We start from the raw sequence: 23,002 nt of genomic DNA, 5'->3' as shown, positions 1-23,002 counted from the left end.
AATCATGACCTTCAACAAGAGCACTCTGCAAGACCTGGTAATCAGCCACCTTGGCGCTGAACTGCAACGCGCCGAACAGGCCGCCGTGACTGCGCACGAAACCGCCACGCATGAAGAAAACAAAGCCGAAAACAAGTACGACACCCTCGGTCTGGAGGCAGCGTATCTGGCCAGTGGGCAAGCACGACGGGTGGCCGAAATACGCCAGAACATTCTCACCTGGCGCCAACTGAAACCCCGCGATTTCAGCGATGCGCGCGGCGTCGAGCTTGGCTCAATAGTGTGTCTGGCCAATATGGATGACGTACACACGCTACTGTTCATCGGCCCCGATGGCGCCAGCATGAAGTTGCACCATGAAGGCCACAGCGTGCAGGTCATCAGCGCCAATGCGCCGCTGGCCAAGGCCGCACTGGGCAAACTGCCGGGCACTGAAATCAGCATCAATCTGGGCGGCAAACTGCAGCAGTTCGAGCTGCTGTGGGTGCAATAAATCGGGTGCTTGCCACTGTATCAGGGAACTTGCGCTAGGGTGATAACACCAATATAGGTATTACCCCACATTGCAAAGGAATCTCTCATGGACGCGCCCACCCACGATCTCTCCTCCCTGTTCAAACAACTGGGCCTCGATGATGACCCCGCCAGCATTGATGCTTTTGTTAAAGCGCACGCCCCGCTGGCAGACGACACCGAACTGGCCGATGCCAGTTTCTGGAGCGCCTCCCAAGCTGCATTTTTACGCGAGGAAATCCGCGAAGACGCCGACTGGGCCGAAGTGGTTGACCAGTTGAACTTGATGCTGCGCAGTTGATTGCGCGCCAGTCGGTGTTTCTGCTGGTTGCAACACAGTGCCATCACGCTGCCTGCACTCCTGGTCTAAGCTGTTAGCGATTACCCATCGCCACAGTTGGAGCTGCTATGAAACACCCTCTACGGACAGGCATCTGCCTGTTTCTGGCGCTACCTGCCTTTGTCTCGCTGGTTCATGCAGCCGAAGACGCCGACGCTGAAGGGCCTGCGGTAACCCCGGAGGCCAAAGCTGTATACGATCGCATGAGCGCAACGCTGAAAGGGCTCAAGCAGTACTCGGTCACCGTGCAGTCGAGTCAGGATGAAGTGCTCAACTATGGCTACAAGTTGCAGCACAACGCCAATTCACGACTGGATGTCGAGCCACCCAACCATCTGTTCGCAGAAGTCGGCGGCAGCGTGCCCAAGCGCTATGTGTACGACGGCAAGACCCTGACCCTGATGAACGTTGCGCAAGATTACTATGCGCAAACCCAAGCGCCAGACTCACTCGGCGGCCTGGTCGATGCGTTGATCAACCATGATGTCGAAGTACCGCTCATGGACTTTCTCAGCCAGAGCTTGCAAGACAGCCTGCTCGATGGCGTCAAGCGTGGCCGCCTGATAGGTACCTCGCAGCTCGACGGCAAAACCTGTGATCACCTGGCATTTCGCGAACCCGATGTCGACTGGCAACTCTGGGTCAGTCAGGGCAAGGAAGCATTGCCCTGCAAGATAGTCATCACCACGCGCTACACCCTTGGCGACCCGCAATATCAAGCCGTCCTGAAGTGGAACACCAGCCCGGGCTTTAAAACCGATCACTTCACGTTTGTTCCCGGCAAAGACGCCACGCGGATTCCGTTCACCGCAAACAACCTGCCTGCCAGCCAGGAGGAACAGCCATGATTGCGAAAATCCCGTTTAACGCCTACTGCGCCAGTCTGGCGCTGGCAGTGGCTGTCGCGGCAGCGCCGATTGTTGCCGAAGCCGGTCGACTGGCCGGACATGGTGGTGGCGGCGGAGGTGGCGCGCGGGCGCATAGCTCGGTGCATCAGGCACGTTCTGCAAGCCGGCCAAATGTGCAAAGGCAGCGGCCAAATGTTCAACGCCCAAGCAAACCACAACACTCAAGTCCTTTGATCAACAGCAAGCCGGACAAGAACATCAACATCAGCAATAACAACGTCAATATCAACGGTGGCCACAACAACTGGAATAACGACCACCACGACGACCATTACGATCACCATGATGATCACCACCATCACCATAATGACTGGGATATCGACTATCACCCGATCGCAACGGCGGCGATTGTCACCGGCACGGTGCTGGCCATCGGCTCGATCGTGAACAGCATTCCACCGGACTGCTCGCAGGTTTATCGCAACGGCACCGAGTATTACTACTGCAACAACCAGTACTACCAGCCGCAATGGCAAGGCGACAACGTGGTGTATGTGGTGGTGAATAACCCCTAGCGTGCAAGCGCTGCCTGACTCTGAGGTTTGGCCGCAGGCTGTATTTCAGAGCAGGCTCAGCCTTGTGACTGGCGCTCAAGCTCCTGCCAAGTGAGGTACAGGCGCAAATCAAATTCGACCTGCTGATAGCCTGGCAGCATGTGCTCGCAGAGTTTGTAGAACGCCTTGTTGTGGTCGGCTTCCTTGAAGTGGGCCAGCTCGTGCACCACGATCATCTGCAAAAACTCCGGCGCAGCATCCTTGAACAAAGAGGCCACACGGATCTCTTTTTTCGCTTTCAGCTTGCCGCCCTGCACCCGTGAAACAGTGGTGTGCAAACCCAGCGCCCGATGAGTGAGATCGAGACGGTTGTCGTAAAGGACTTTGTCGATTGCCGGGGCATTGCGCAGATGCGCCTGCTTGAGATCCACAGTGAAGGCATACAGCGCCTTGTCGCTCTGAATCCCGTGCTTGCCCGGATAGCGCTGGCTCAGATACGCGCCCAGACGGTCTTCGGCGATCAGGCGGTTAACCTGATCGTGCAAGTGTGCGGGATAACCCTGAAGGTACTTGAGCGGTTTCATGCAATTGGCCAGAACGTGAAGCGGTCATTATGCCACGCGCAGGCGCTTATTCGGCCGGCAGGACTTTGAGCACGCGGCCGTCACTGCTGTCCGTCAGCAAATACAGCGCACCATCCGGCCCGCCGCGCACGTCACGAATACGCTCGTCCAACTCCTCGAACAGCACCTCTTCACCCGCCAGCATCGAACCCTTCATGCGGATTCGCCGCACACTGCGCTCGGCCAGCGTCGAAACAAACAGATCACCGCGCCATTGCTCAAACTTCGAACCGTTGTAAACCGTCAGGCTTGAGGGAGCGACTGATGGCGTCCAGTGCAACAAAGGAGGTTCATAGCCAGGCAGCTCGGTGTAGGGCGAGATTTGCGCGCCGTTGTAATCGACGCCAAACGTGGCCAATGGCCAACCGTAGTTCTTGCCCGGCTCGAGCATGTTCAGTTCATCGCCACCCTTGGGCCCATGCTCGGTGCTGTACAGCCGGTTCAACTGCGAGTCATAGACAATGCCCTGCACGTTGCGGTGGCCAAGGCTGTAGATTTCGGGGGCGGCATCTGGCTGATTGATCACCGGGTTATTCACCGGAACACTGCCGTCGCGATTAAGTCGCACAATTTTGCCGAGGTGATTGGCGGCGTTTTGCGCCTCTTCGCGGTAGTCAAAACCATCGCCCAGTGTCAGCAACAGGGTCTTGTCCGGCAGAAACGCGATACGCCCGCCGTAATGCGAAGTCCCGGCCTTGGCTGGCAGCGCCGAGAAAATCACCGTCAGATCTTGCAACGCGCCATCAACCAGACGCGCCCGCGCAAGGCGGGTGTTATTGGCACCTCGATCGCCATAGGCGTAACTCAGGTAAATCTGCTGATTACTGGCAAAGTCCGGGTCCAGCGCGACTTCCATCAAACCGGCCTGGGAGCTGACGAATGCCTCGGGCACCCCGCTTACCGGCGTCTCGCGCAACGTGCCGTCCGCCTCAATGATGCGCAACCGGCCAACGCGCTCGGTAACCAGCATCCTGCCATCAGGCAAGAACGCCATCGACCACGGATGATCCAGCCCTTCGGTGTAGGTACTGACTTTGTAGTCCATTGCCTGCAGCGAGCTGCTGAGCAAAACCGTCGCCAGCAAAAGGCCGCTACGCAGATTTTTCATGAGTAATTCCTTGGCTCGCATGGACTGGGGCACAGCGAAGTTTGTCATACAACAAACCTCCGAGCGCACCGCACAACATTAAACCCAAGGTGCCATCCAGGCTGCGATTGGCACCAATAAACGTAGGCATGGGCAACGCCGCATTGACGGCACAAAGCGCAGTGAAGATTGCCAAAGCGCCTGCCAGGGCAAAAACAAGCCAGTGCAAGGCTGGCAGAAGCTTGCTCACCAGCGTGGCCAACGGCAATGCCAGAGCAAATCCAAAGGTCACCAGAATGGCAAAGACCGGCGCAAAACCAAGCAGGTCAAGCCCGGTGGTTTGCAGGCGAACCTCCAGCGGTACGGGCGCTCCAAGCGCCTCGAGCATGGCCAGGTTGTATTGAGTTTGCAGCACAGCGCCGATCAACGCGACCAGCACCACCGCCATCACGAACGACCAGAGGGTGCGCGAAAGTCCAGACATCTTGAGCGTATCCCTTGGGGTAATACGCTCAATTATGAACCAGGCCCCGCCGCTGAGGGGCAGGGCTTTCGAGGGGGAGTTTTACCCAATATTTCAGGGCCGTTGCGCCGCCTGCCGGATTGCCCGAAACAGACGGCGTCGGGGACTCAAGATGAGAGGTAGGATGAGCGTGTCAGGCCCAGACGCAGCGCGTCGAGGAACTGGGTGCGCTCACGTGCGCTGATCTTGGCGCTGGCGACTTTATCGCGGTAGTGAGTCATCAATTCCTCCGGCGACAAGTGCACGTAACGCAGCATGTCTTCGATGGTGTCATGGGTCTCGATACCGGCGTGATACACACTGCCGTCCTGATTCTGGTAGATATTCACCGAGTCGGTATCACCGAACAGGTTGTGCATGTCGCCAAGAATCTCCTGATACGCGCCAACCAGGAATATCCCCAGCAGGTAATCCTCGCCTTCGCGCACTTCGTGAACCGGCAAGCTGCTTTCAATGCTCTGCTCATCAACGTACTGGCGAATCTTGCCATCGGAATCGCAGGTCAGGTCTTGCAGCACGGCGCGGCGCAGCGGCTCTTCATCAAGACGATTGAGCGGCAGAATCGGCAATACCTGGCCAATTGCCCAGGTGTCCGGCAGGCTCTGGAAAACCGAGAAGTTGCAGATGTACTTGTCGGCCAGCTTGTCGTTGAGTTCGTCGAGCACCTGACGATGCGAGCGCTGGCGCGCCTTCATCGAGTTGTACAGGCGACGGCACACGGCAAAGTAACACTGCTCAGCCAAAGCCTTTTCAACCAGACCGATCTTACCTTCGGCATATTGGCTGGCCACATCACTCATGTAGTGCGTCGCGCGCCAGTAGGTTTCGGTGGCCATCTCGTAATCGGTAGGCGCCAGCAAGTCGGCCAGATAACCGACAGTTTCCGGCAGGCTCTCGCGATCTTCGATCTTCGGGATTTCGTCGTTGTGCTTCTCAACGTCGGTCACCTGAACCACCAGCATGGCGTGGTGTGCAGTCAGCGAGCGGCCACTTTCGGAGAAAATGTTCGGGTGTGGCAATTCCTGCGCATCGCAGAACTCTTTGAGCATGCCGACAACAACACCGGCGTAGTCGTCCATGTCGTAGTTGATCGAGCTGGCGTTACGCGAGTGAGTGCCGTCGTAATCGACGCCCAGACCGCCGCCAACGTCGATGTGGTCGACAGGCAGACCAAGACCGCGCAGCTCGCCGTAGTAGCGAATCGCTTCCTTGAAGCCATGCTGATAGTCCGCCAGGTTGGCGATTTGCGAACCCATGTGAAAGTGCAGCAAGCGGATGCCCTGATCCAGCTTGGCTTCGCGGAAACGCTCAACCACCGAAAGCAGTTGCGCTGCCGACAAACCAAACTTGGATTTCTCGCCACCCGTATCTGCCCACTTCGACGACGCCAAAGACGACAAACGCACACGCAGGCCAATCTGTGGCGCCACCTTGAGTTCGGCCGCCTCATCAATCACCAGCTGTACTTCGGATTCCTTCTCGATAACGATGAATACGTTATGCCCAAGCTTTTGCCCCATCAGGGCCAGCTTGATGAATTCGCGGTCTTTGTAGCCGTTGCAGACAATCGTGCCGCCCTTCGGCGCCAGCGCCAACACCGCCATCAGCTCGGGCTTGGAACCGGCCTCCAGACCAATCGACACATCCTTGGTGGCGATAATGTTCTCGACGACCGCCTCCTGCTGGTTGACCTTGATCGGGTACAACGCCATGTACTTGCTCTGATATTCGAGGCGCTCAATGTTCGCATCGAATGCGCCGGTCAGTTGGCGTACGCGGTCTTGCAGAATATCCGGGAAACGCACCAGCAGCGGCAGGCTCAGGCCGGTCTTGCGCAGCTCCTCGACCTCCTCGAACAGATCAATTGGCGTGCTATCCGGGCCATTCGGACGCACTTCAACGCGGCCGCTGTCATTGATCGCGAAATAACCCGCGCCCCAATGGCGAATACCGTAAACGCTGCGGCTGTCCGCAACTGTCCATTGGCTGCCGTCATCTTTACGTGTGCGTCGTGCAGACATTGATGTCTCCCTTGCTTGCGATAAATAGCGTTGGCCGTGCCAGCGCCGATACAGATTAAAGTCAGGAAATGACGATTACCCGGTAGTTGATACCCGAACTACCGGGAAAGTTTAGAGGCATTAACGGCGAGTACCGGACTCAGCCGCCGGATTTCTTGGCTTTGAAGCCGCGCTTGAGCAATTCATCAAGCAGCAGCTGGACGTGGTCGCCCTGAATCTCGATCACGCCATCCTTCAACGAGCCACCGCAGCCACAGCGTTTCTTCAACGCGCTGGCGAGGTCTTTCAAAGGATCTTCAGCCAAAGGCACACCGCTGATCGTGGTAACGGTTTTACCGCCACGACCCTTGGTTTCACGGCGCACACGGGCAATGCCGTCGCCTTCTGGAATTTGCGTTTTCTTGCAGATGCAGGCGTCCACCGGCTGACTACAGTCCGGGCAATGCCGGCCTGTATCGGTGGAATACACCAGGCCGCTCAGGGCGGCGAATGACGAAGCTTTCTTGACCACCGGTTTTCCTCTTGGGGCAGGTCAGAAACGTATTGCTGGTTCGTTCAACTGAACGCAACGCCACGTTTGAAAGCGACTGGCTGATAAGTATCAGCCGCGAAGCCCCACTCAGGCAGGGGCAGCGCACCCAAACCAAATGATCTGGGCTGACAGGCCGTTGAAAAACCAGAAGCTTTTCGACGATCTGTACAAGGGCGCGCAGTGTAACGACAAATAAACCGACTGCTAAGCACAAATATGCGCCATTAATCAGCAAATTCGCGACTGTTTGCGCCCATCGTGCAACATCATGGACAGCGTGTGCGCAGATCCTGCACAAAAGCGTAACTTACACAGGTGCTGCGCTTATGAGTCGCGCGCAGCTGAGCAAAGGTCACAGTGATTGGGATGCCAGATAATTGCGCAGCGCTTGCAATGAGTCCGGGCAATAGTCGCGCACGGTTGCTTCCCGCAGAGCCTGTTCGGGGCTCATGAAACAGGCTTCCAGAACCTCTTCCGGCTGAAGGATCAACGGCGCATCGGACACGGCGGAAAACACTGCACACCACAGACGGTTGTCGCGCTGATCGAAGTAGAAGCGCTGATGTTCGCGTAACTCGACACCTGAAATGCCCAGCTCCTCTTCAAGCTCACGCGCCGCAGACTCGGCGTAGCTTTCGTGCGCCTGCACCATACCGCCGGCCGCTACATCCCAGAAGCCGGGATACAGCGCCTTGCTCAAGGTGCGCCGGTGCACGCAAAGCTGGCCAGCCGAGTTGAACAGCAGAATAAAGGTGCCACGACCGATCAGCTGACGCTCACGCAATTGCGCGCGGGGCAAACTGCCGAGTAGCTGATCCTGCTCATCCACCCATGCAATCAGCTCGGCATCAGAGGCTGCACGGTGCGCAGCCTCAAGGTTCGATACTGGCATCTATCAGCCCGACGACAGCAGTTGGCGCAGATCGATGATCCCGGCACTGGCGCGCGAAATGTAGTTGGCCATGACCAGCGAGTGGTTTGCCAGCAGACCATAACCGCTGCCGTTGAGAATCATCGGGCTCCACATTGGCTCTTGCGCCGCTTCCAGCTCACGAATGATCTGGCGCACGCTAACCGTGGCGTTCTTCTTCTCCAGCACATCGGCGAAGTCGACTTCAATCGCCCGCAGAATATGCGAAAGCGCCCATGCCTGACCGCGTGCTTCATAGAACACGTTGTCGATCTGCATCCACGGCGTCTCGTAAGTGCCCTCAACAGTCGGCTTGATGCCGGAGGCAACCAGCGCCGGATCCTTGACCATATTGGTATTGATCTGAACCCGCCCGATGCTGGCAGACAAACGCTGCGACAACGAACCCAGACGCGTGGCCGCATCACCCAGCCAGTTGTTCAGGTTGTCGGCGCGCGCATAGAACTGCGCAGCAGGCTGCTTCTGACCGGACAGACGAGCAAGGTAGCGATCCAGCGCCTTGATGCCTTCCTGATACTCCGACTCGGAAGCGGGCAGAGCCCAGCTCTTGTTGTCGAAGTTGAAACGCGGCTCGGCCTTGGTCAAGTCAACATCTTCGGTCGACTGCGACTGGGAACGGGCGAAATCCTTACGCAGCGCACGCGACAGATCGCGCACCTGAATCAACACACCGTATTCCCAGCTCGGCATGTTATCGAGCCACAGGCCCGGCGGTGCCAAGTCGTTGGAAAGGTAGCCGCCCGGTTTGCTGAGCAGCGTGCCCGCAACCTGTTTAAGGGTTTCCACCGTGGTGTAACCGTTGACGACTTTACGCTGGGCGCTTTCAGCAGCGGCCTGAGCGCGCTGCTGCACCGGGAACGTTTCCGGCTCCTGGCTCCAGTACCAACCGACAATAACGGTTACCAATAAATAGAGTGCGAGCAGCCCACCGATAACACGGGTGAACCAGCCTCCGGCGATTTTACGATTACGCGTACTGCCGACGGACTCGTCGGCGTTGTCACGCACGCCAGAAGCGCGATTTTTCCAATCAAGCATGGCAATGTCCTTCTTCCACAGCATCTGGGTTGTTCGACCACAACCCCGTGCAAGGGTTGCGTAATATTTATCCACTATAAGGGATAGGCGCAGCAAAGCGCAGCCTGCGGGGCAAACTAAAGCCCTTAAGAATGGGCGTGCAGGCAAAAAACTGCGGCGCAATTAGCCCTTATGCCGCGTGAATAGGCCGGCGTCGCTTTCATTCTAGCGACGCAACCTGGATTGCGCAGGACAGCGAAGCCAGGCAGCCAGAATACCCAGCGTAGCCCCGACCTTGCTGAGCGCGCCCGCAGTCACTCTACTGTCATAAAAAATTAATAACTTCAGGTGCTTAGCGGCAGTATCAAACTGCCATAACCGTTCTGCAGTCGGTTGAATCTCATGCGCCAGAAATCGCTTACCAATCTCAACACCCTGCTGTTAATCAGCGCCTGCCTGATCCTGGTCGCCACGCTATGGTGGTCACAGCGGGCGCTCGAACGCCCCTACCAATTGATGGAAAGCTACATGAGCTTGTCGCAGCAACTGCAACAAGACGTGGTACGCAACATCAACACCTACCTCGACAGCGGCGACGCCTTGCGCAACAACAGCGCATTGCAGGCAATTGATCAGCTTGATGCAGAGCTGGCGGAACTGCCTGCTGGCCTCACCGCAGACTTGCGCCCAAGGCTTAAGCAACTGCGCGGCTTTACCGCTGGCAAATTGCTCGCAGCCGGCAAACTGGCCGGCGATCCGCAAGGGTTGTTAGCGCAATCTGAGCGCGAGTTGAACAGTACGGTGCAGCAACTCTGGCAGTACGCCGATCAATCGCAGAGCAGCCAGGCCAATGCCTATCGCCCGCCCCTGTTTGCAATTGCCGAACATCTGGCGCGCCTGACCCACGCCCGTAACAAGCTGGTGAGCAGCGGCAAAGCGGCGCTGGCAGACGATGTCAGCCGCGAAGTGAGCGCAATCAATCAGCAGGTCGAACAACTCCAAGGCCTGCAACTGCTCGGTGTCGAATCATCAGCCCAAAGCGCCGAAGATGACTTTTCGGCGTTGCTGGGTCTGGATACCGAGCAAAGCAGCACAACCGCAGAAGATCAGGGCGTCGCCCTCAAGCGCACGCTGGCCAGCTTGATTGGCCGCTACCCCGCTGAGTTACAACGCACGCTGGGGCTGATCGAGCAGCGCAATCAGCTAAGCTTGGCCACAGCTGAACAGATTGCCAGCGTGCAGCAGGCACTGGCCGAGATGGAGCCGATCGTGCGCGCCGAGCATGGCAAGCTGCAGGCCGAAATCCGCTTGGTTCAGGGCGCGGTAATCGCCCTGATCGTGTTGATTGCCCTGATCAGCGACACCCTGCAGCGCCGCCTGACCCGCGTACTCAATCAGTTGGTGCCAGCCCTTTCAGTCTGGGCCAGCGGCGACTTTGCCGAACCGGTGAAGCTGGCGACCCGCACCCGCGAACTCAAAGACATCGAGAGCTCGCTCAATCATTTGCGCAGTTATCTGGTGGATCTGGTCGACACCATTCGCCAGCACACGGACCAAGTGTCGGGCGCCAGCCAGACGCTGGCCAATCTCAGCGGCAACCTGCATTCAGGGGTAGAGCGTCAGGCCGGCGACACTGCGCAGATCCGCGACTCGCTCGGCGAACTTGAGTCGAGCATCCAGCAGGTGGCCAGCGAGGCCAGCCAGGCGGCAGACGCCAGCCGTGGCGCCGATCAGGCACTGGAACAGGGGCAACAGGTTATCGGTCAGAGCCTGAACGGCCTGCATGCGTTGGTCAGTGAAGTGCAGGAGAACGCTCAGGCGATTGAACAACTGGGCACGGAAACCGCAGCTATCGGCAACGTACTGACGGTTATCCACAGCATCGCCGAACAAACCAACCTGCTGGCCTTGAACGCCGCCATCGAAGCTGCACGCGCCGGCGAGTCCGGGCGCGGCTTTGCGGTTGTCGCCGAAGAAGTGCGCTCATTGTCGCAGCGCACCAGTGGCGCCACGACAGAAATTCAGGCGCTGATCAGCCGCCTGCAACAAGCCGCGCAGGACTCGGTAACGGCCATGCGCCGGCAGGTCGAGCATGCGCAAACCACGGCTGATCAGGCGGCCGCCGCCGATGGCGCGTTGCAGCAGATGGTCAGCGCGATCAGCACCATTGCCGCGATTGCCGGACGCATTGCCGAGGCAACCGCGCATCAGAGTGACGCGGTTAGCGAGATTCGCGACCACAGCGAGCGTATCCATCAGCTGGGCGGCAACAATCTGTCACGCATTGGCGAAGGTCGCCAACAAGGCGAGCAATTGCTGCAACTCGGTGGCGAACTGAGCACCGCAGTGAAGGCGTTCCGGCTCTAGCACGGGCCTTGCGATGCAACTAAGGCTAGGCCGTGCGGTCATAAGCGCTCGACCGGGCTTATACAGGGCGGGCGTGGACACTTTGCCAAGCGCGTCCAAGGCTGTATTTTGGCGTTTGCTGGCGGTCCATTCATCGCTGTGAAAAAACCGCTTACAGCCTTAACTGTGCTCCAGCCATAGATGCTCCGCTATCATGCGGGGACTCCTGCATCTCGAGACCCCAATGCGCCGTATACTCAGCTTGCTTTTGCTACTCGTCATTCTGCCGGTCAATGCCGGCCTGCTGGATAATCGCCCCAGCGGAAACCTTCTTGGCGGCGCGCTGAATAACAGTGCTGAATTTCTGCCGGTTCACCAAGCCTTTCAGCTCAACCTGATCAGCAGCAGCGCCGACTCGATCAAGCTGCAATTCGTCGCCACCGATGGCTACTACCTCTACAAACACCGCTTCAAGTTCAGCAGTGAACCGGCGGATATCGGCCTGGGCGAGGCCAAACTGCCGGCAGGCGAGCAGAAAACCGATGAGTATTTTGGCGAGGTCGAGGTTTACCACGGCACTCTTGATGTCGAAATCCCGGTAAATAACCCGCAAAACCGCCCATTTACGCTCAACGTCACCTATCAAGGCTGCGCTGACAAAGGCCTTTGCTACCCGCCGGAAACCGAGCAACTGAATATCGGCCAGGGCAAGCCGGCCGGTGCAGCTTCTGCAAGCAACGGCAGCAGCGAAGCCAACTGGAGTTGGAGCGATCTGGCGCTGTTCTTCCTTGCAGGCCTGGGGCTGACCTTCACCCCGTGCGTGCTGCCAATGCTGCCGATTTTGTCCGGCGTAGTGCTGCGCGGTCGCCCGAGCAATCGTCGCGGCCTGGTATTGTCCCTCGCCTACGTATTACCGATGGCTGCTTGCTACGCCGCACTCGGCGCGCTGATGGGCCTGTTCGGCGCCAGCCTCAACCTGCAAGCCATGCTGCAATCGCCCTGGGTATTGATCCCGTTCGCGCTGTTCTTCAGCCTGTTTGCGCTGGCCATGTTCGGCCTGTTTGAACTGCGCCTGCCGCGTTTTATCAGTGAACGACTCGACCGCAAAGCAGCACAAACCCAAGGCGGCTCGATTGCCGGCGCGGCGACGCTGGGCGTGCTTTCCAGCCTTATAGTCTCACCCTGCGTCACCGCCCCGCTTACCGGCCTGCTGCTGTATATAAGCAGCACCGGCGATGCGCTGGGCGGCGGTCTGCAGTTGTTCGCCCTCGGTTTGGGCATGGGCGCACCACTTGTGCTTATCGGTGCAGGTGGCGGCGCTTTGCTGCCCAAGACCGGCGCCTGGATGAATGCTGTGCGCAATCTGTTCGGCGTCATGCTGCTGGCCGTATCGCTGTGGCTGCTTGACCGCATTCTTCCGGAATCACTGACCCTGGCGCTGTGGGGCTTACTCGCCGCTGGTTGCGCCCTGTTTCTCGGCGCGCTTGAGTTTGGCCCCAAGACCAGCCGCCAGAAGCTTGCCCAACTGCTCGGCTTGGCATTGCTGGTTTACGCATTCGCCGCCTGGACCGGCGCTTTGCAAGGCCAGACCGACCCCATGCGCCCATTAGGCAGAATGCAGGCACAAGGGGTCGCGGCGACGGGCGCAAGCCAACACAGCGGCTGGCAGACCATTACCACTGGCGCCGAATTGACCGCAGCGCTGGCCAACGCCAAGCAGAACGGCCAGCCGTTGATGCTCGACTGGTATGCCGACTGGTGCATCAGTTGCAAAGTAATCGAGCGCGAAGTGCTGACCGATCCAACGGTGGGCGCTCAGCTGAAAGATTACCAACTGGTGCGCTTCGATATGACCGACAGCAATCCGGCGCAGCGCGCACTGCTCGACAGCTACAAACTGTTCGGCCCTCCGGCCATCCTGCTCTTCGACAAACAGGGCGCCGAAATCAGAGATTTGCGCGTAGTTGGCGAGATCGATGCTGAAACCTTTGCCGCCCGTCTGACTCAGGCGCGGGAACGATTTTAGTGCTTATAGTCATATAATTGCCGCAAATAGCCGTCATCGTGTCGGCTATTGCAGAGAACTGGACAGTCACGCGTTGACTCCGGCATAGTCGCACCGTCGCAATAAAAACAAGGACCACATTTTTCATGGCCACCCTTCTGGTCCTCAACGGACCTAACCTGAATTTGCTGGGCACACGCGAGCCCGGCGTCTATGGCGCTACCACGCTTGAGCAGATCAACCTCGATCTGGAGCGCCGCGCGCGTGATGCTGGCCATCATCTGATGTATCTGCAAAGCAATGCAGAATACGAGTTGATCGAGCGTATTCACGCCGCAAAGGGCGAAGGTGTCGACTTTATCCTGATAAATCCCGCCGCTTTTACACATACAAGCGTCGCTATACGTGACGCATTGCTGGCGGTGAGCATCCCATTCATCGAAGTGCATTTATCTAACGTGCACAAACGTGAACCTTTTCGCCATCACTCCTACTTTTCCGATGTTGCGGTAGGTGTGATCTGCGGCCTTGGCGCCAGTGGTTACCGACTGGCCCTGGAGGCGGCACTTGAACAACTTGAACTTGAACGACCCTGACCCAACTGGGAGTTGAAAGCTATGGATATCCGTAAAGTCAAAAAACTGATCGAGCTGCTGGAAGAGTCTGGCATCGACGAGCTGGAAATTCGTGAAGGCGAAGAATCGGTTCGCATCAGCCGCAGCAGCAAACAGCCTGCTTACGCTCAGCCAATGTACGCTCAAGCGCCTGCACCGGCTCCAGCACCTGCCTCTGCTGCTCCTGCTGCCGCACCTGCAGCCGACGCAGCGCCTGCTGCACCGAAGCTGAACGGCACCGTTGTTCGCTCGCCGATGGTCGGTACCTTCTACCGCGCTTCTTCGCCGACTTCCGGCAACTTCGTTGAAGTTGGCCAGACCGTGAAGAAAGGCGACATTCTGTGCATCGTTGAAGCGATGAAAATGATGAACCACATCGAAGCTGAAACCAGCGGTGTGATTGAATCCATTCTTGGAGAGAACGGCCAGCCGGTTGAATACGACCAGCCCCTGTTCACCATCGTTTGATCAACGGGGAGCCAGCGATGTTGGAAAAAGTTCTGATCGCCAACCGCGGCGAAATCGCTCTTCGCGTGTTGCGTGCCTGCAAGGAACTGGGCATCAAGACCGTCGCCGTGCACTCCACGGCAGACCGCGAATTGATGCACCTGGGCCTGGCGGACGAATCCGTATGTATCGGCCCTGCCGCCGGTACCCAGTCTTACCTGAACATTCCGGCGATCATCAGCGCAGCTGAAGTAACCGGCGCCACCGCCATTCACCCGGGTTACGGTTTCCTTGCGGAAAACGCCGACTTTGCTGAACAAGTGGAAAACTCAGGCTTCGCCTTCATCGGCCCGCGCGCCGAAACCATTCGCCTGATGGGCGACAAGGTTTCAGCCAAGGAAGCCATGATCAAAGCAGGCGTGCCAGTGGTTCCAGGCTCCGACGGCCCATTGCCGGAAGACGAAGAAACCGCACTGGCGATTGCCCGCGAAGTGGGTTATCCGGTGATCATCAAAGCCGCTGGCGGCGGCGGTGGTCGCGGCATGCGCGTGGTTTACGACGAAGAAGACCTGATCAAGTCGGCCCGCCTGACTCGCAGCGAAGCGGGTTCAGTGTTCGGCAACTCGATGGTTTACCTCGAAAAATTCCTCGGCAACCCGCGCCACGTTGAAGTTCAGGTGCTGTCGGACGGCCAGGGCAACGCGATTCACCTCGGTGACCGTGACTGCTCGCTGCAACGCCGCCACCAGAAAGTTCTGGAAGAAGCGCCAGCGCCGTACATCAACGAAAAAGCCCGCGCTGAAGTTCTCAAGCGCTGCGTCGATGCCTGCATCGAGATCGGCTACCGCGGTGCCGGTACGTTTGAGTTCCTCTATGAAAATGACAGCTTCTATTTCATCGAAATGAACACCCGCGTACAGGTAGAGCACCCGGTAACTGAAATGGTGACCGGCGTCGATATCGTCAAGGAAATGCTCAGCATCGCCGCTGGCAACAAGCTGTCGATCAAGCAGGAAGATGTGGTTATCCGCGGGCACGCCCTCGAATGCCGGATCAACGCTGAAGATCCAGACAACTTCATGCCATGCCCGGGCAAAGTGAAAACTTTCCACGCGCCAGGCGGTTTCGGCGTTCGCGTCGACTCGCACCTGTACAGCGGCTACACCGTGCCACCGCACTACGACTCGTTGATCGGCAAGCTGATCACCTACGGCGAAACCCGCGACGAAGCACTGGCGCGCATGCGCAACGCGCTGGACGAGATCGTGGTTGACGGCATCAAGACCAACGTCCCGCTGCACCGCATGCTGGTCCGTGACAAGGGCTTCTGCAAAGGTGGTATCAATATCCATTATCTGGAAAAGAAACTGGGTATGGATAAGCACTAATACAGTGCCTGCACGTCAACAAGGGCTACCATTTTGGTGGCCCTTGTTGTTTCTGGCATCGGCCAAACTGGCCAACGCTGGCAGCCGCAACGCCGCTCAAGTAAGCTTGCCGGCTATTCACGCCTAACCGCCCTTCGCTTTCGAGGTATCCCATGCCCTGGTTACAAGTCCGTCTCGCCATTACTCCGGAACAGGCCGAGACCTATGAGGATGCCTTGCTTGAGATCGGCGCGGTTTCGGTGACGTTCATGGATGCCGAAGACCAGCCAATCTTCGAGCCGGAGCTGAACACCACGCCGCTGTGGTCGCACACTCATCTGCTCGCCTTGTTCGAAGCCGATACCGACGCAACTGCGCTGATGCCTCACCTGCAATTGCTCACCGGCGCCGAATTGCCCGAGCACCATATCGAGCGCATTGAAGATCAGGACTGGGAACGCAGCTGGATGGAGAACTTCCAGCCGATGCGCTTCGGCAAGCGCCTGTGGATTGTGCCGAGCTGGCACGCCGCTCCCGAGCCGGACGCCGTCAACCTGTTACTCGATCCGGGCCTGGCATTTGGCACCGGCACCCACCCGACGACCGACCTGTGCCTGCAATGGCTCGACGGCCAGCCACTGGAAAACTGCTCGGTGCTCGACTTCGGTTGCGGCTCGGGCATTCTGGCGATTGCCGCCCTCCTGCTTGGCGCCCCTAACGCCGTGGGCACCGATATCGACCCGCAAGCGCTTGAAGCGTCACGCGACAACGCCGGTCGCAACGGCATCGACCCGCAACGCTTCCCGGTTTACTTGCCGGCAGATCTGCCACAAGTACAGGCAGACGTTGTAGTCGCCAACATTCTGGCCGGCCCGCTGGTTGCACTGGCGCCGCAAATCACCAGCCTGGTCAAGCCCGGCGGTCGTCTGGCGCTGTCCGGTATTCTCGCCGAACAGGCTGAAGATGTTCGCGCCGCTTACGCTGATAATTTTGACCTGGACCCAACCGCGACGCTCGAAGGCTGGGTGCGCATCAGCGGCGTTCGCCGCTAATTATGGAGACCTGCAGGACGCAGGTTTCTTGCGTTAGACTAATTGCTTCGATTCACCGGACAGTCGCATGACCGAAAGTTTCGTCACCCAGTGCCCGCACTGCAGTACCCGCTTCAAGGTTACCGCGCCTCAGCTTCGTGCTGCGCGCGGCGCCGTGCGTTGCGGCTCTTGCCTGCAGGTATTCAACGCCGCCCAGCAACTTCAGGAACAAGGCCTCTACACCCCCGAGCCGGTGCAACCGACGCCTGCGCTGAAGCCTGAGCCCGAACCGGCGAATGAGCCGAGCGCGCCAGTAACTAGGCCAAGCGATGACACCCTGTGGATTCATGACGACCTCGACCTGGATCTCGATCACCTGGACCTGGACCAGGAACTGGCGCGTCTGGAGCAACAACAAAGCGAGGAAAGTGCCGCCAGCAAGCAACCGGCCGCACAACCGCTACTCCCCGAAATAGAACCCAGCGAATACGAAAAAGCCGATGAAAGCTGGGCAGAGGAATTGCTCAAGGCCGAACAGGCTGCAAGCGAGCGTGCCGCGCAACAGGCGCGTGCGAGCGATGACGACAAAGAGCTGCGTCGCCCACAAGGCCCGATTCAGCCACTGACCCTGATCGAGCGTAAAGAGCCCAGACTCACCGCCGACGAGGCGCTGTACGACACCACGGCGGAACCCGAAGAAGAGCCAGAAGAAGACTTCGGGATCAATGCCAGCCGCCACGACGACAACGATGACGGCCAGCTGCTGCAAGGTTTCAGCGCCACCCATAAAGGCGGCAAGCTAAACCCGCAACTGGATGACAAGCGCCTGATTGAGCTGGATGACGAGCCACTCAGCCTCGACTATGAGCCCGTCAAAAAGGGCGGCGGCATGCGCGTGCTCTGGACGTTTTTGGCACTGATAGCCGCGCTCGCGCTGGCGGGCCAGTATGTGGCTTATCACTTTGAGGAACTGGCCAGACAGGACCGCTATCGTCCCTGGTTTGAAAAGGCATGCCCGATCGTCGGCTGCACTCTGCCGAGCAAGGTTGATATCAGTCAGATCAAAAGCAGCAATCTGGTGGTGCGCAGCCACCCGGATTTCAGCGGCGCGTTGGTGGTCGATGCGATCATTTACAACCGTGCGCCGTTCAGCCAGCCCTTCCCCCTGCTGGAGATGCGCTTTGCCGACATCAACGGCAAATTACTCGCCAGCCGTCGTTTCAAGCCCAGTGAATACCTGGCCGGAGAGCTTGCCGGGCAAACTGAAATGCCCTCGCAAATCCCCATCCATATTGCCCTGGACATCCTTGATCCGGGGACCAAGGCCGTCAACTACAGCCTGAGTTTTCACTCGCCGGAGTAGTTGCCCGGTGCCCGACAGAGAATCGTCGGGCACAACCAAACCCACGGGAATAAGAACACCACTGTTCAGATTTTGTTCAAAACAGCCTTTATCCGGTCATCCAGAGCGGGTATGATTCCCACCCTTTTTCGCAGTCTCCTATTGGTCTCAACAGCTTGTCTCTTGAGCAGGGAAGCCCTATGTCGACGCTACGCATCGGCCCATACACATTGCCTAACCGGCTGATCCTCGCGCCTATGGCCGGAGTCACCGACAGGCCATTTCGCCAACTCTGCCAGCGCATGGGTGCCGGCATGGTGGTATCCGAAATGGTCACGAGCGATGTGCGGTTGTGGAATACCCGCAAATCAAGCCTACGCTTGATTCACCAAGGTGATCCCGAACCGCGCTCCGTGCAGATAGCCGGAGGCGATGCGCAAATGATGGCTGAAGCGGCTAAGCGCAACGTCGAATTGGGCGCCCAGATCATCGATATTAATATGGGCTGCCCGGCCAAGAAGGTCTGTAACAAGGCCGCAGGCTCGGCGTTACTGAAAGATGAAGCACTGGTCAGTGAGATATTGCAGGCGGTAGTGGACGCGGTCGATGTACCGGTCACCCTGAAGATTCGCACTGGCTGGGACAGACAGAACAAGAATGGCGTAACAGTGGCAAAGATTGCGGAGCAATCCGGAATTGTTGCACTCGCCGTACATGGCCGCACACGTGCGGACTTGTACACCGGCGATGCCGAATACGAAACGATCGCTGCGATCAAACAAGCAGTGTCGATTCCGGTGCTGGCCAATGGCGATATTACTTCGCCAGAGAAGGCCGCCGAGGTATTCGCAGCCACAGGCGTTGATGGATTACTGATAGGCCGGGCGGCACAAGGTCGCCCTTGGATCTTCCGTGAAATCGAGCACTACTTGCGCACCGGTGAAAAGCTCGCCGCGCCAAGCTTGATGGAAGTTGAAAGTATTTTGCTGGAGCACCTGGCAGCACTTCATGCCTTTTACGGTGAAGTGATGGGTGCGCGTATTGCCCGTAAGCATGTCGGGTGGTACATGGCAACCTTGCCACGGGCCAAGGAGTTTCGTGCCCAGTTTAATCGTCTGGATTGTACGGACGCACAGTGCGCCAGCATTCGCGAATTTTTCCGCGAACGTTATAACGATGGAGATGGGGTGGCTGCATGACGATGTTGACCGAGACTTTAGGAAGTGGAATTACACCCGTGAGTGACAGCACCAGTTTGAAGCAGCACCTCAACACGCCGAGCGAAGAAGGGCAAACCCTGCGCGGCAGTGTCGAAAAAGCCCTGCACAATTATTTCGCCCACCTTGAGGGCGCCGATGTCACCGATGTTTACAACCTGGTACTCACCGAGGTGGAAGCCCCGTTGCTGGAGACCGTGATGAACTACGTCAAAGGTAACCAGACCAAAGCCTCCGAGCTGCTTGGCCTGAACCGTGGCACGCTGCGCAAGAAGCTCAAGCAGTACGACTTGTTGTAACCCCCTCTTCTCAAAAAGGGCGACCTAAACAGTCGCCTTTTTGTTTTTTCCCTGCTCTGATGGACTCTGAAATGACCGACCAGACCACCCGCCTTCCAGTACGCCGCGCCTTGATCAGCGTTTCCGACAAGACCGGCATTCTTGAATTTGCCCGCGAGCTTGTTGCCCTCAACGTGGAAATCCTCTCCACGGGCGGCACCTACAAGCTGCTCAAGGACAACGGCATCGCAGCAGTTGAAGTTGCTGATTACACCGGCTTCCCGGAAATGATGGACGGCCGCGTCAAGACCCTGCACCCGAAGATTCACGGTGGCATTCTGGGCCGTCGCGCCATCGACGGCGCGGTCATGGACGAGCACGGCATCAAGCCGATTGATCTGGTTGCGGTCAACCTGTATCCGTTTGAAGCCACCGTCGCCAAGCCGAACTGCGATCTTGCAGACGCCATCGAGAACATCGATATTGGCGGCCCGACCATGGTTCGCAGCGCCGCCAAGAACCACAAAGACGTGGCGATTGTGGTCAACACCAGCGACTACGCCAGCGTCGTCGAAAACCTCAAAGCCGGCGGCCTGAGCTACGCCCAGCGCTTCGACCTGGCCCTTAAGGCATTCGAGCACACCGCAGCATACGACGGCATGATCGCCAACTACCTGGGCACCATTGATCAGGCCGCTGAAACCCTCAGCACCGAAGCCCGCGGCGACTTCCCGCGCACCTTCAACAGCCAGTTCATCAAGACGCAGGAAATGCGCTACGGCGAGAACCCGCACCAGAAAGCGGCGTTCTACGTTGAAGCCAAGAAGGGCGAAGCCAGCATCGCCAGCGCCGTGCAGTTGCAGGGCAAAGAACTGTCTTACAACAACGTAGCCGACACCGACGCTGCACTTGAGTGCGTGAAAAGCTTCGTCAAGCCGGCCTGCGTTATCGTCAAGCACGCCAACCCATGCGGCGTTGCCGTGGTACCGGAAGACGAAGGCGGCATCCGCAAGGCCTACGATCTGGCCTACGCCACAGACACCGAATCGGCCTTTGGCGGCATCATCGCCTTCAACCGTGAGCTGGACGGCGAAACAGCCCAAGCCATCGTTGATCGCCAGTTTGTTGAAGTTATCATCGCCCCGCGCATCAGCGCTGCAGCCCGTGAAGTAGTGGCTGCCAAAGCCAACGTGCGCCTGCTCGAGTGCGGCGAATGGCCAGCCGAGCGTGCTGCCGGCTGGGACTTCAAGCGCGTTAACGGCGGCCTGCTGGTACAGAGCCGTGACATCGGCATGATCACCGCCGACGACCTGAAAATCGTCACCCAGCGTGCGCCGAGCGAGCAAGAAATTCACGACCTGATCTTCGCCTGGAAAGTCGCCAAGTTCGTTAAGTCCAACGCCATTGTCTACGCCAAGAACCGCCAGACCGTAGGTGTTGGCGCCGGCCAGATGAGCCGCGTCAACTCCGCCCGCATTGCCGGTATCAAAGCCGAGCACGCTGGCTTGCCAGTACCGGGCGCCGTGATGGCCAGCGACGCGTTCTTCCCGTTCCGCGATGGCATCGACAACGCAGCCAAGGCCGGGATTACTGCGGTAATCCAGCCAGGCGGCTCGATGCGCGACAACGAAGTGATTGCTGCAGCTGACGAAGCCGGCATTGCCATGGTCTTTACCGGCATGCGCCATTTTCGGCACTGAGGTCGGTCGCGCTGAAGTGAGCGTCTGCGGCGTTGCGGACAGTTTCGATAATGCTCATTGCCACTCGGCAACTGCGCTTCTCGAAACAGCCCGCGCCTTGCAGCCACTCGCTTGATCGCAACCTTGATGGTGTTGAATGTGATTGTTGAAGCTCCGCAGGGTGGATGACGCTTCTGTCATCCACCGAAAGCTGCAGCCAACTTGAAGTTTCTTAGTGTGGATAACGCTTTATTTATCCGCCATTCGGGCCAAAGGCCCGCCTCCTTGAGGAGACTGACATGAACGTATTGATTATCGGCAGCGGCGGTCGTGAACACGCGCTGGCCTGGAAAGTGGCGCAAGACGCGCGCGTAGAAAAAGTTTTCGTCGCGCCGGGCAACGCCGGTACCGCGACCGAAGCCAAGTGCGAGAACGTGGCGATTGATGTATTGGCGCTGGAGCAACTGGCCGACTTCGCCGAGAAGAACGTGCAGATGACCATCGTTGGCCCGGAAGCGCCGCTGGTGGCGGGCGTGGTTGACCTGTTCAACAAGCGCGGCTTGCACTGCTTCGGTCCGACCGCAGGCGCTGCTCAGCTTGAAGGTTCGAAAGCCTTCACCAAGGATTTCCTGGCCCGTCACAAGATCCCGACGGCGGACTACCAGAACTTCACCGAGGTTGAGCCGGCACTGGCCTACCTGCGCGAAAAAGGCGCGCCTATCGTCATCAAGGCCGACGGCCTGGCGGCAGGCAAAGGCGTTATCGTCGCCATGACTCTGGCTGAAGCTGAAGATGCCGTGCGCGACATGCTCGCGGGCAACGCTTTCGGTGACGCCGGTTCGCGCGTGGTTATCGAGGAATTCCTCGATGGCGAAGAAGCCAGCTTCATCGTCATGGTCGACGGCAAGAACGTATTGCCGATGGCCACCAGCCAGGACCACAAGCGTGTTGGCGACAAGGACACTGGCCCGAATACGGGCGGCATGGGCGCTTACTCGCCGGCTCCGGTTGTGACCGACGCCGTGCACCAGCGCGTAATGGACGAGGTCATCTGGCCGACCGTTAACGGCATGGCTGAAGAAGGCAATGTCTACACCGGCTTCCTGTATGCCGGCCTGATGATCGACAAATCCGGCGCACCGAAAGTCATCGAGTTCAATTGCCGTTTTGGTGATCCGGAAACTCAACCGATCATGGTCCGCCTGCAATCAAGCCTGCTGTTGCTGCTCGAAGCGGCTCAAGCGCAAGCGCTGAACATTGTCGAAGCACAATGGGACCCGCGCCCGAGCCTGGGCGTTGTCATGGCAGCAGGCGGTTATCCGGCGGATTACGCCAAGGGTGATGAAATCAACGGCCTTGATGCCGCGAGCCAGGCGCCAGGCAAGGTTTTCCACGCCGGCACCACGCTCAAAGACGGCAAGGTTGTGACATCCGGTGGTCGCGTACTGTGCGCAACCGCGATGGGCGACACCGTTCTGGATGCTCAGCAAAACGCTTATGCGCTGGCCCGCAAGGTTGACTGGAACGGCTGCTTCTACCGCAGCGATATCGGTTACCGTGCAATTGCCCGCGAGCAAGGCGACAACTAAGCTGGATTTGCGCCGGGGCTGAGCTGAATAGACATTGTCCGTTTTAGTCAGTCCCGAGCCGAATTTGCTTAGCTATAATTGTACAATTGACCGTATGA

At 58.4% G+C, this 23,002-nt stretch carries 22 protein-coding genes; 15 read left to right on the top strand and 7 right to left on the bottom strand.

Translation table 11 applies throughout. The features are described 5' to 3' along the window. The first annotated feature begins 4 nt into the window (after window positions 1-4). The 4 genes from FEZ62_RS10150 (at window position 5) to FEZ62_RS10135 (ending at window position 2,276) form a co-directional block, all read left to right on the top strand. Entirely contained in the window at window positions 5-493 is a 489-nt protein-coding gene (locus FEZ62_RS10150; RefSeq protein ID WP_172927547.1) for a GreA/GreB family elongation factor, read from the top strand. Window positions 494-580: 87 nt separating this feature from the next. Next, entirely contained in the window at window positions 581-814 is a 234-nt protein-coding gene (locus FEZ62_RS10145; protein WP_069898233.1) for a DUF2789 domain-containing protein, read from the top strand. 107 nt (window positions 815-921) lie between these two features. After that, complete coding sequence (locus tag FEZ62_RS10140) at window positions 922-1,701, top strand: DUF2092 domain-containing protein (RefSeq protein ID WP_172927546.1); 780 nt, start codon at window positions 922-924, stop codon at window positions 1,699-1,701. Beyond that, complete coding sequence (locus FEZ62_RS10135) at window positions 1,698-2,276, top strand: hypothetical protein (RefSeq protein ID WP_172927545.1); 579 nt, start codon at window positions 1,698-1,700, stop codon at window positions 2,274-2,276. Before FEZ62_RS10140 ends, FEZ62_RS10135 begins: the two co-directional genes overlap by 4 nt. Before the next feature lie 56 nt (window positions 2,277-2,332). Here the strand turns inward: FEZ62_RS10135 and FEZ62_RS10130 are convergent, their stop codons facing one another. From FEZ62_RS10130 to FEZ62_RS10100, 7 genes are all read right to left on the bottom strand, one after another. Then, on the bottom strand, window positions 2,333-2,839 hold the full coding sequence (locus FEZ62_RS10130) for a M48 family metallopeptidase (protein WP_069898236.1): 507 nt from the start codon (window positions 2,837-2,839) through the stop codon (window positions 2,333-2,335). A gap of 46 nt (window positions 2,840-2,885) precedes the next feature. Next, entirely contained in the window at window positions 2,886-3,986 is a 1,101-nt protein-coding gene (locus FEZ62_RS10125) for a PQQ-dependent sugar dehydrogenase (RefSeq protein WP_172927544.1), read from the bottom strand. Continuing rightward, a complete protein-coding gene (locus tag FEZ62_RS10120) occupies window positions 3,970-4,449 on the bottom strand; it encodes a hypothetical protein (RefSeq protein ID WP_172927543.1) in 480 nt (159 codons plus the stop codon). The genes FEZ62_RS10125 and FEZ62_RS10120 overlap by 17 nt, the downstream gene beginning before the upstream one ends. A 146-nt stretch (window positions 4,450-4,595) precedes the next feature. Further along, a complete protein-coding gene (speA, locus tag FEZ62_RS10115) occupies window positions 4,596-6,509 on the bottom strand; it encodes an arginine decarboxylase (protein ID WP_069898239.1) in 1,914 nt (637 codons plus the stop codon). Between the two features lie 139 nt (window positions 6,510-6,648). Then, window positions 6,649-7,020: a translation initiation factor Sui1 gene (locus FEZ62_RS10110; RefSeq protein WP_090509249.1), complete on the bottom strand. Its 372-nt coding sequence runs from the start codon at window positions 7,018-7,020 to the stop codon at window positions 6,649-6,651. A 373-nt stretch (window positions 7,021-7,393) separates the two neighbouring features. Continuing rightward, the gene (locus FEZ62_RS10105) at window positions 7,394-7,933 is read right to left on the bottom strand and encodes an NUDIX hydrolase (RefSeq protein ID WP_172927542.1); all 540 of its coding nucleotides are present in this window, start codon (window positions 7,931-7,933) and stop codon (window positions 7,394-7,396) included. 3 nt (window positions 7,934-7,936) lie between these two features. Next, complete coding sequence (locus tag FEZ62_RS10100; RefSeq protein WP_069898555.1) at window positions 7,937-9,010, bottom strand: DUF2333 family protein; 1,074 nt, start codon at window positions 9,008-9,010, stop codon at window positions 7,937-7,939. A 381-nt stretch (window positions 9,011-9,391) separates the two neighbouring features. Between FEZ62_RS10100 and FEZ62_RS10095 the strand changes: the two genes are divergently transcribed. From FEZ62_RS10095 to purD, 11 genes are all read left to right on the top strand, one after another. Next, the gene (locus FEZ62_RS10095) at window positions 9,392-11,356 is read left to right on the top strand and encodes a methyl-accepting chemotaxis protein (protein ID WP_172927541.1); all 1,965 of its coding nucleotides are present in this window, start codon (window positions 9,392-9,394) and stop codon (window positions 11,354-11,356) included. Between the two features lie 223 nt (window positions 11,357-11,579). Further along, window positions 11,580-13,361, top strand: a complete 1,782-nt coding sequence (locus FEZ62_RS10090) for a protein-disulfide reductase DsbD (RefSeq protein WP_172927540.1) — start codon at window positions 11,580-11,582, stop codon at window positions 13,359-13,361. 125 nt (window positions 13,362-13,486) lie between these two features. After that, entirely contained in the window at window positions 13,487-13,936 is a 450-nt protein-coding gene (gene aroQ, locus FEZ62_RS10085; protein WP_069898244.1) for a type II 3-dehydroquinate dehydratase, read from the top strand. Window positions 13,937-13,957: 21 nt separating this feature from the next. Beyond that, complete coding sequence (gene accB / locus FEZ62_RS10080) at window positions 13,958-14,422, top strand: acetyl-CoA carboxylase biotin carboxyl carrier protein (RefSeq protein ID WP_172927539.1); 465 nt, start codon at window positions 13,958-13,960, stop codon at window positions 14,420-14,422. Between the two features lie 17 nt (window positions 14,423-14,439). Continuing rightward, a complete protein-coding gene (accC, locus tag FEZ62_RS10075; protein ID WP_172927538.1) occupies window positions 14,440-15,789 on the top strand; it encodes an acetyl-CoA carboxylase biotin carboxylase subunit in 1,350 nt (449 codons plus the stop codon). 152 nt (window positions 15,790-15,941) lie between these two features. Further along, window positions 15,942-16,820, top strand: a complete 879-nt coding sequence (gene prmA, locus FEZ62_RS10070) for a 50S ribosomal protein L11 methyltransferase (protein WP_172927537.1) — start codon at window positions 15,942-15,944, stop codon at window positions 16,818-16,820. A 67-nt stretch (window positions 16,821-16,887) separates the two neighbouring features. Next, entirely contained in the window at window positions 16,888-18,162 is a 1,275-nt protein-coding gene (locus FEZ62_RS10065) for a DUF3426 domain-containing protein (RefSeq protein WP_172927536.1), read from the top strand. 179 nt (window positions 18,163-18,341) lie between these two features. Then, complete coding sequence (gene dusB, locus FEZ62_RS10060; protein ID WP_069898249.1) at window positions 18,342-19,340, top strand: tRNA dihydrouridine synthase DusB; 999 nt, start codon at window positions 18,342-18,344, stop codon at window positions 19,338-19,340. Further along, window positions 19,337-19,657, top strand: coding sequence for a DNA-binding transcriptional regulator Fis (fis, locus tag FEZ62_RS10055; protein ID WP_069898250.1), 321 nt, complete (start codon window positions 19,337-19,339; stop codon window positions 19,655-19,657). Before dusB ends, fis begins: the two co-directional genes overlap by 4 nt. Window positions 19,658-19,728: 71 nt before the next feature. After that, window positions 19,729-21,336 carry a bifunctional phosphoribosylaminoimidazolecarboxamide formyltransferase/IMP cyclohydrolase gene (gene purH / locus FEZ62_RS10050; RefSeq protein ID WP_069898251.1) on the top strand — a complete coding sequence of 536 codons (1,608 nt, stop codon included), beginning with the start codon at window positions 19,729-19,731 and terminating at the stop codon, window positions 21,334-21,336. A gap of 278 nt (window positions 21,337-21,614) precedes the next feature. Beyond that, the gene (purD, locus tag FEZ62_RS10045; protein ID WP_069898252.1) at window positions 21,615-22,904 is read left to right on the top strand and encodes a phosphoribosylamine--glycine ligase; all 1,290 of its coding nucleotides are present in this window, start codon (window positions 21,615-21,617) and stop codon (window positions 22,902-22,904) included. Window positions 22,905-23,002: the final 98 nt, after the last annotated feature.

Origin of the sequence: Pseudomonas sp. MS19, assembly GCF_013277615.1 — a bacterium.
In the GTDB taxonomy this organism is placed as follows: Bacteria; Pseudomonadota; Gammaproteobacteria; order Pseudomonadales; family Pseudomonadaceae; genus Aquipseudomonas; species Aquipseudomonas marincola.
Note: the sequence above shows the minus strand (reverse complement) of the source record. Positions and strands in the feature narration are given on the sequence as shown.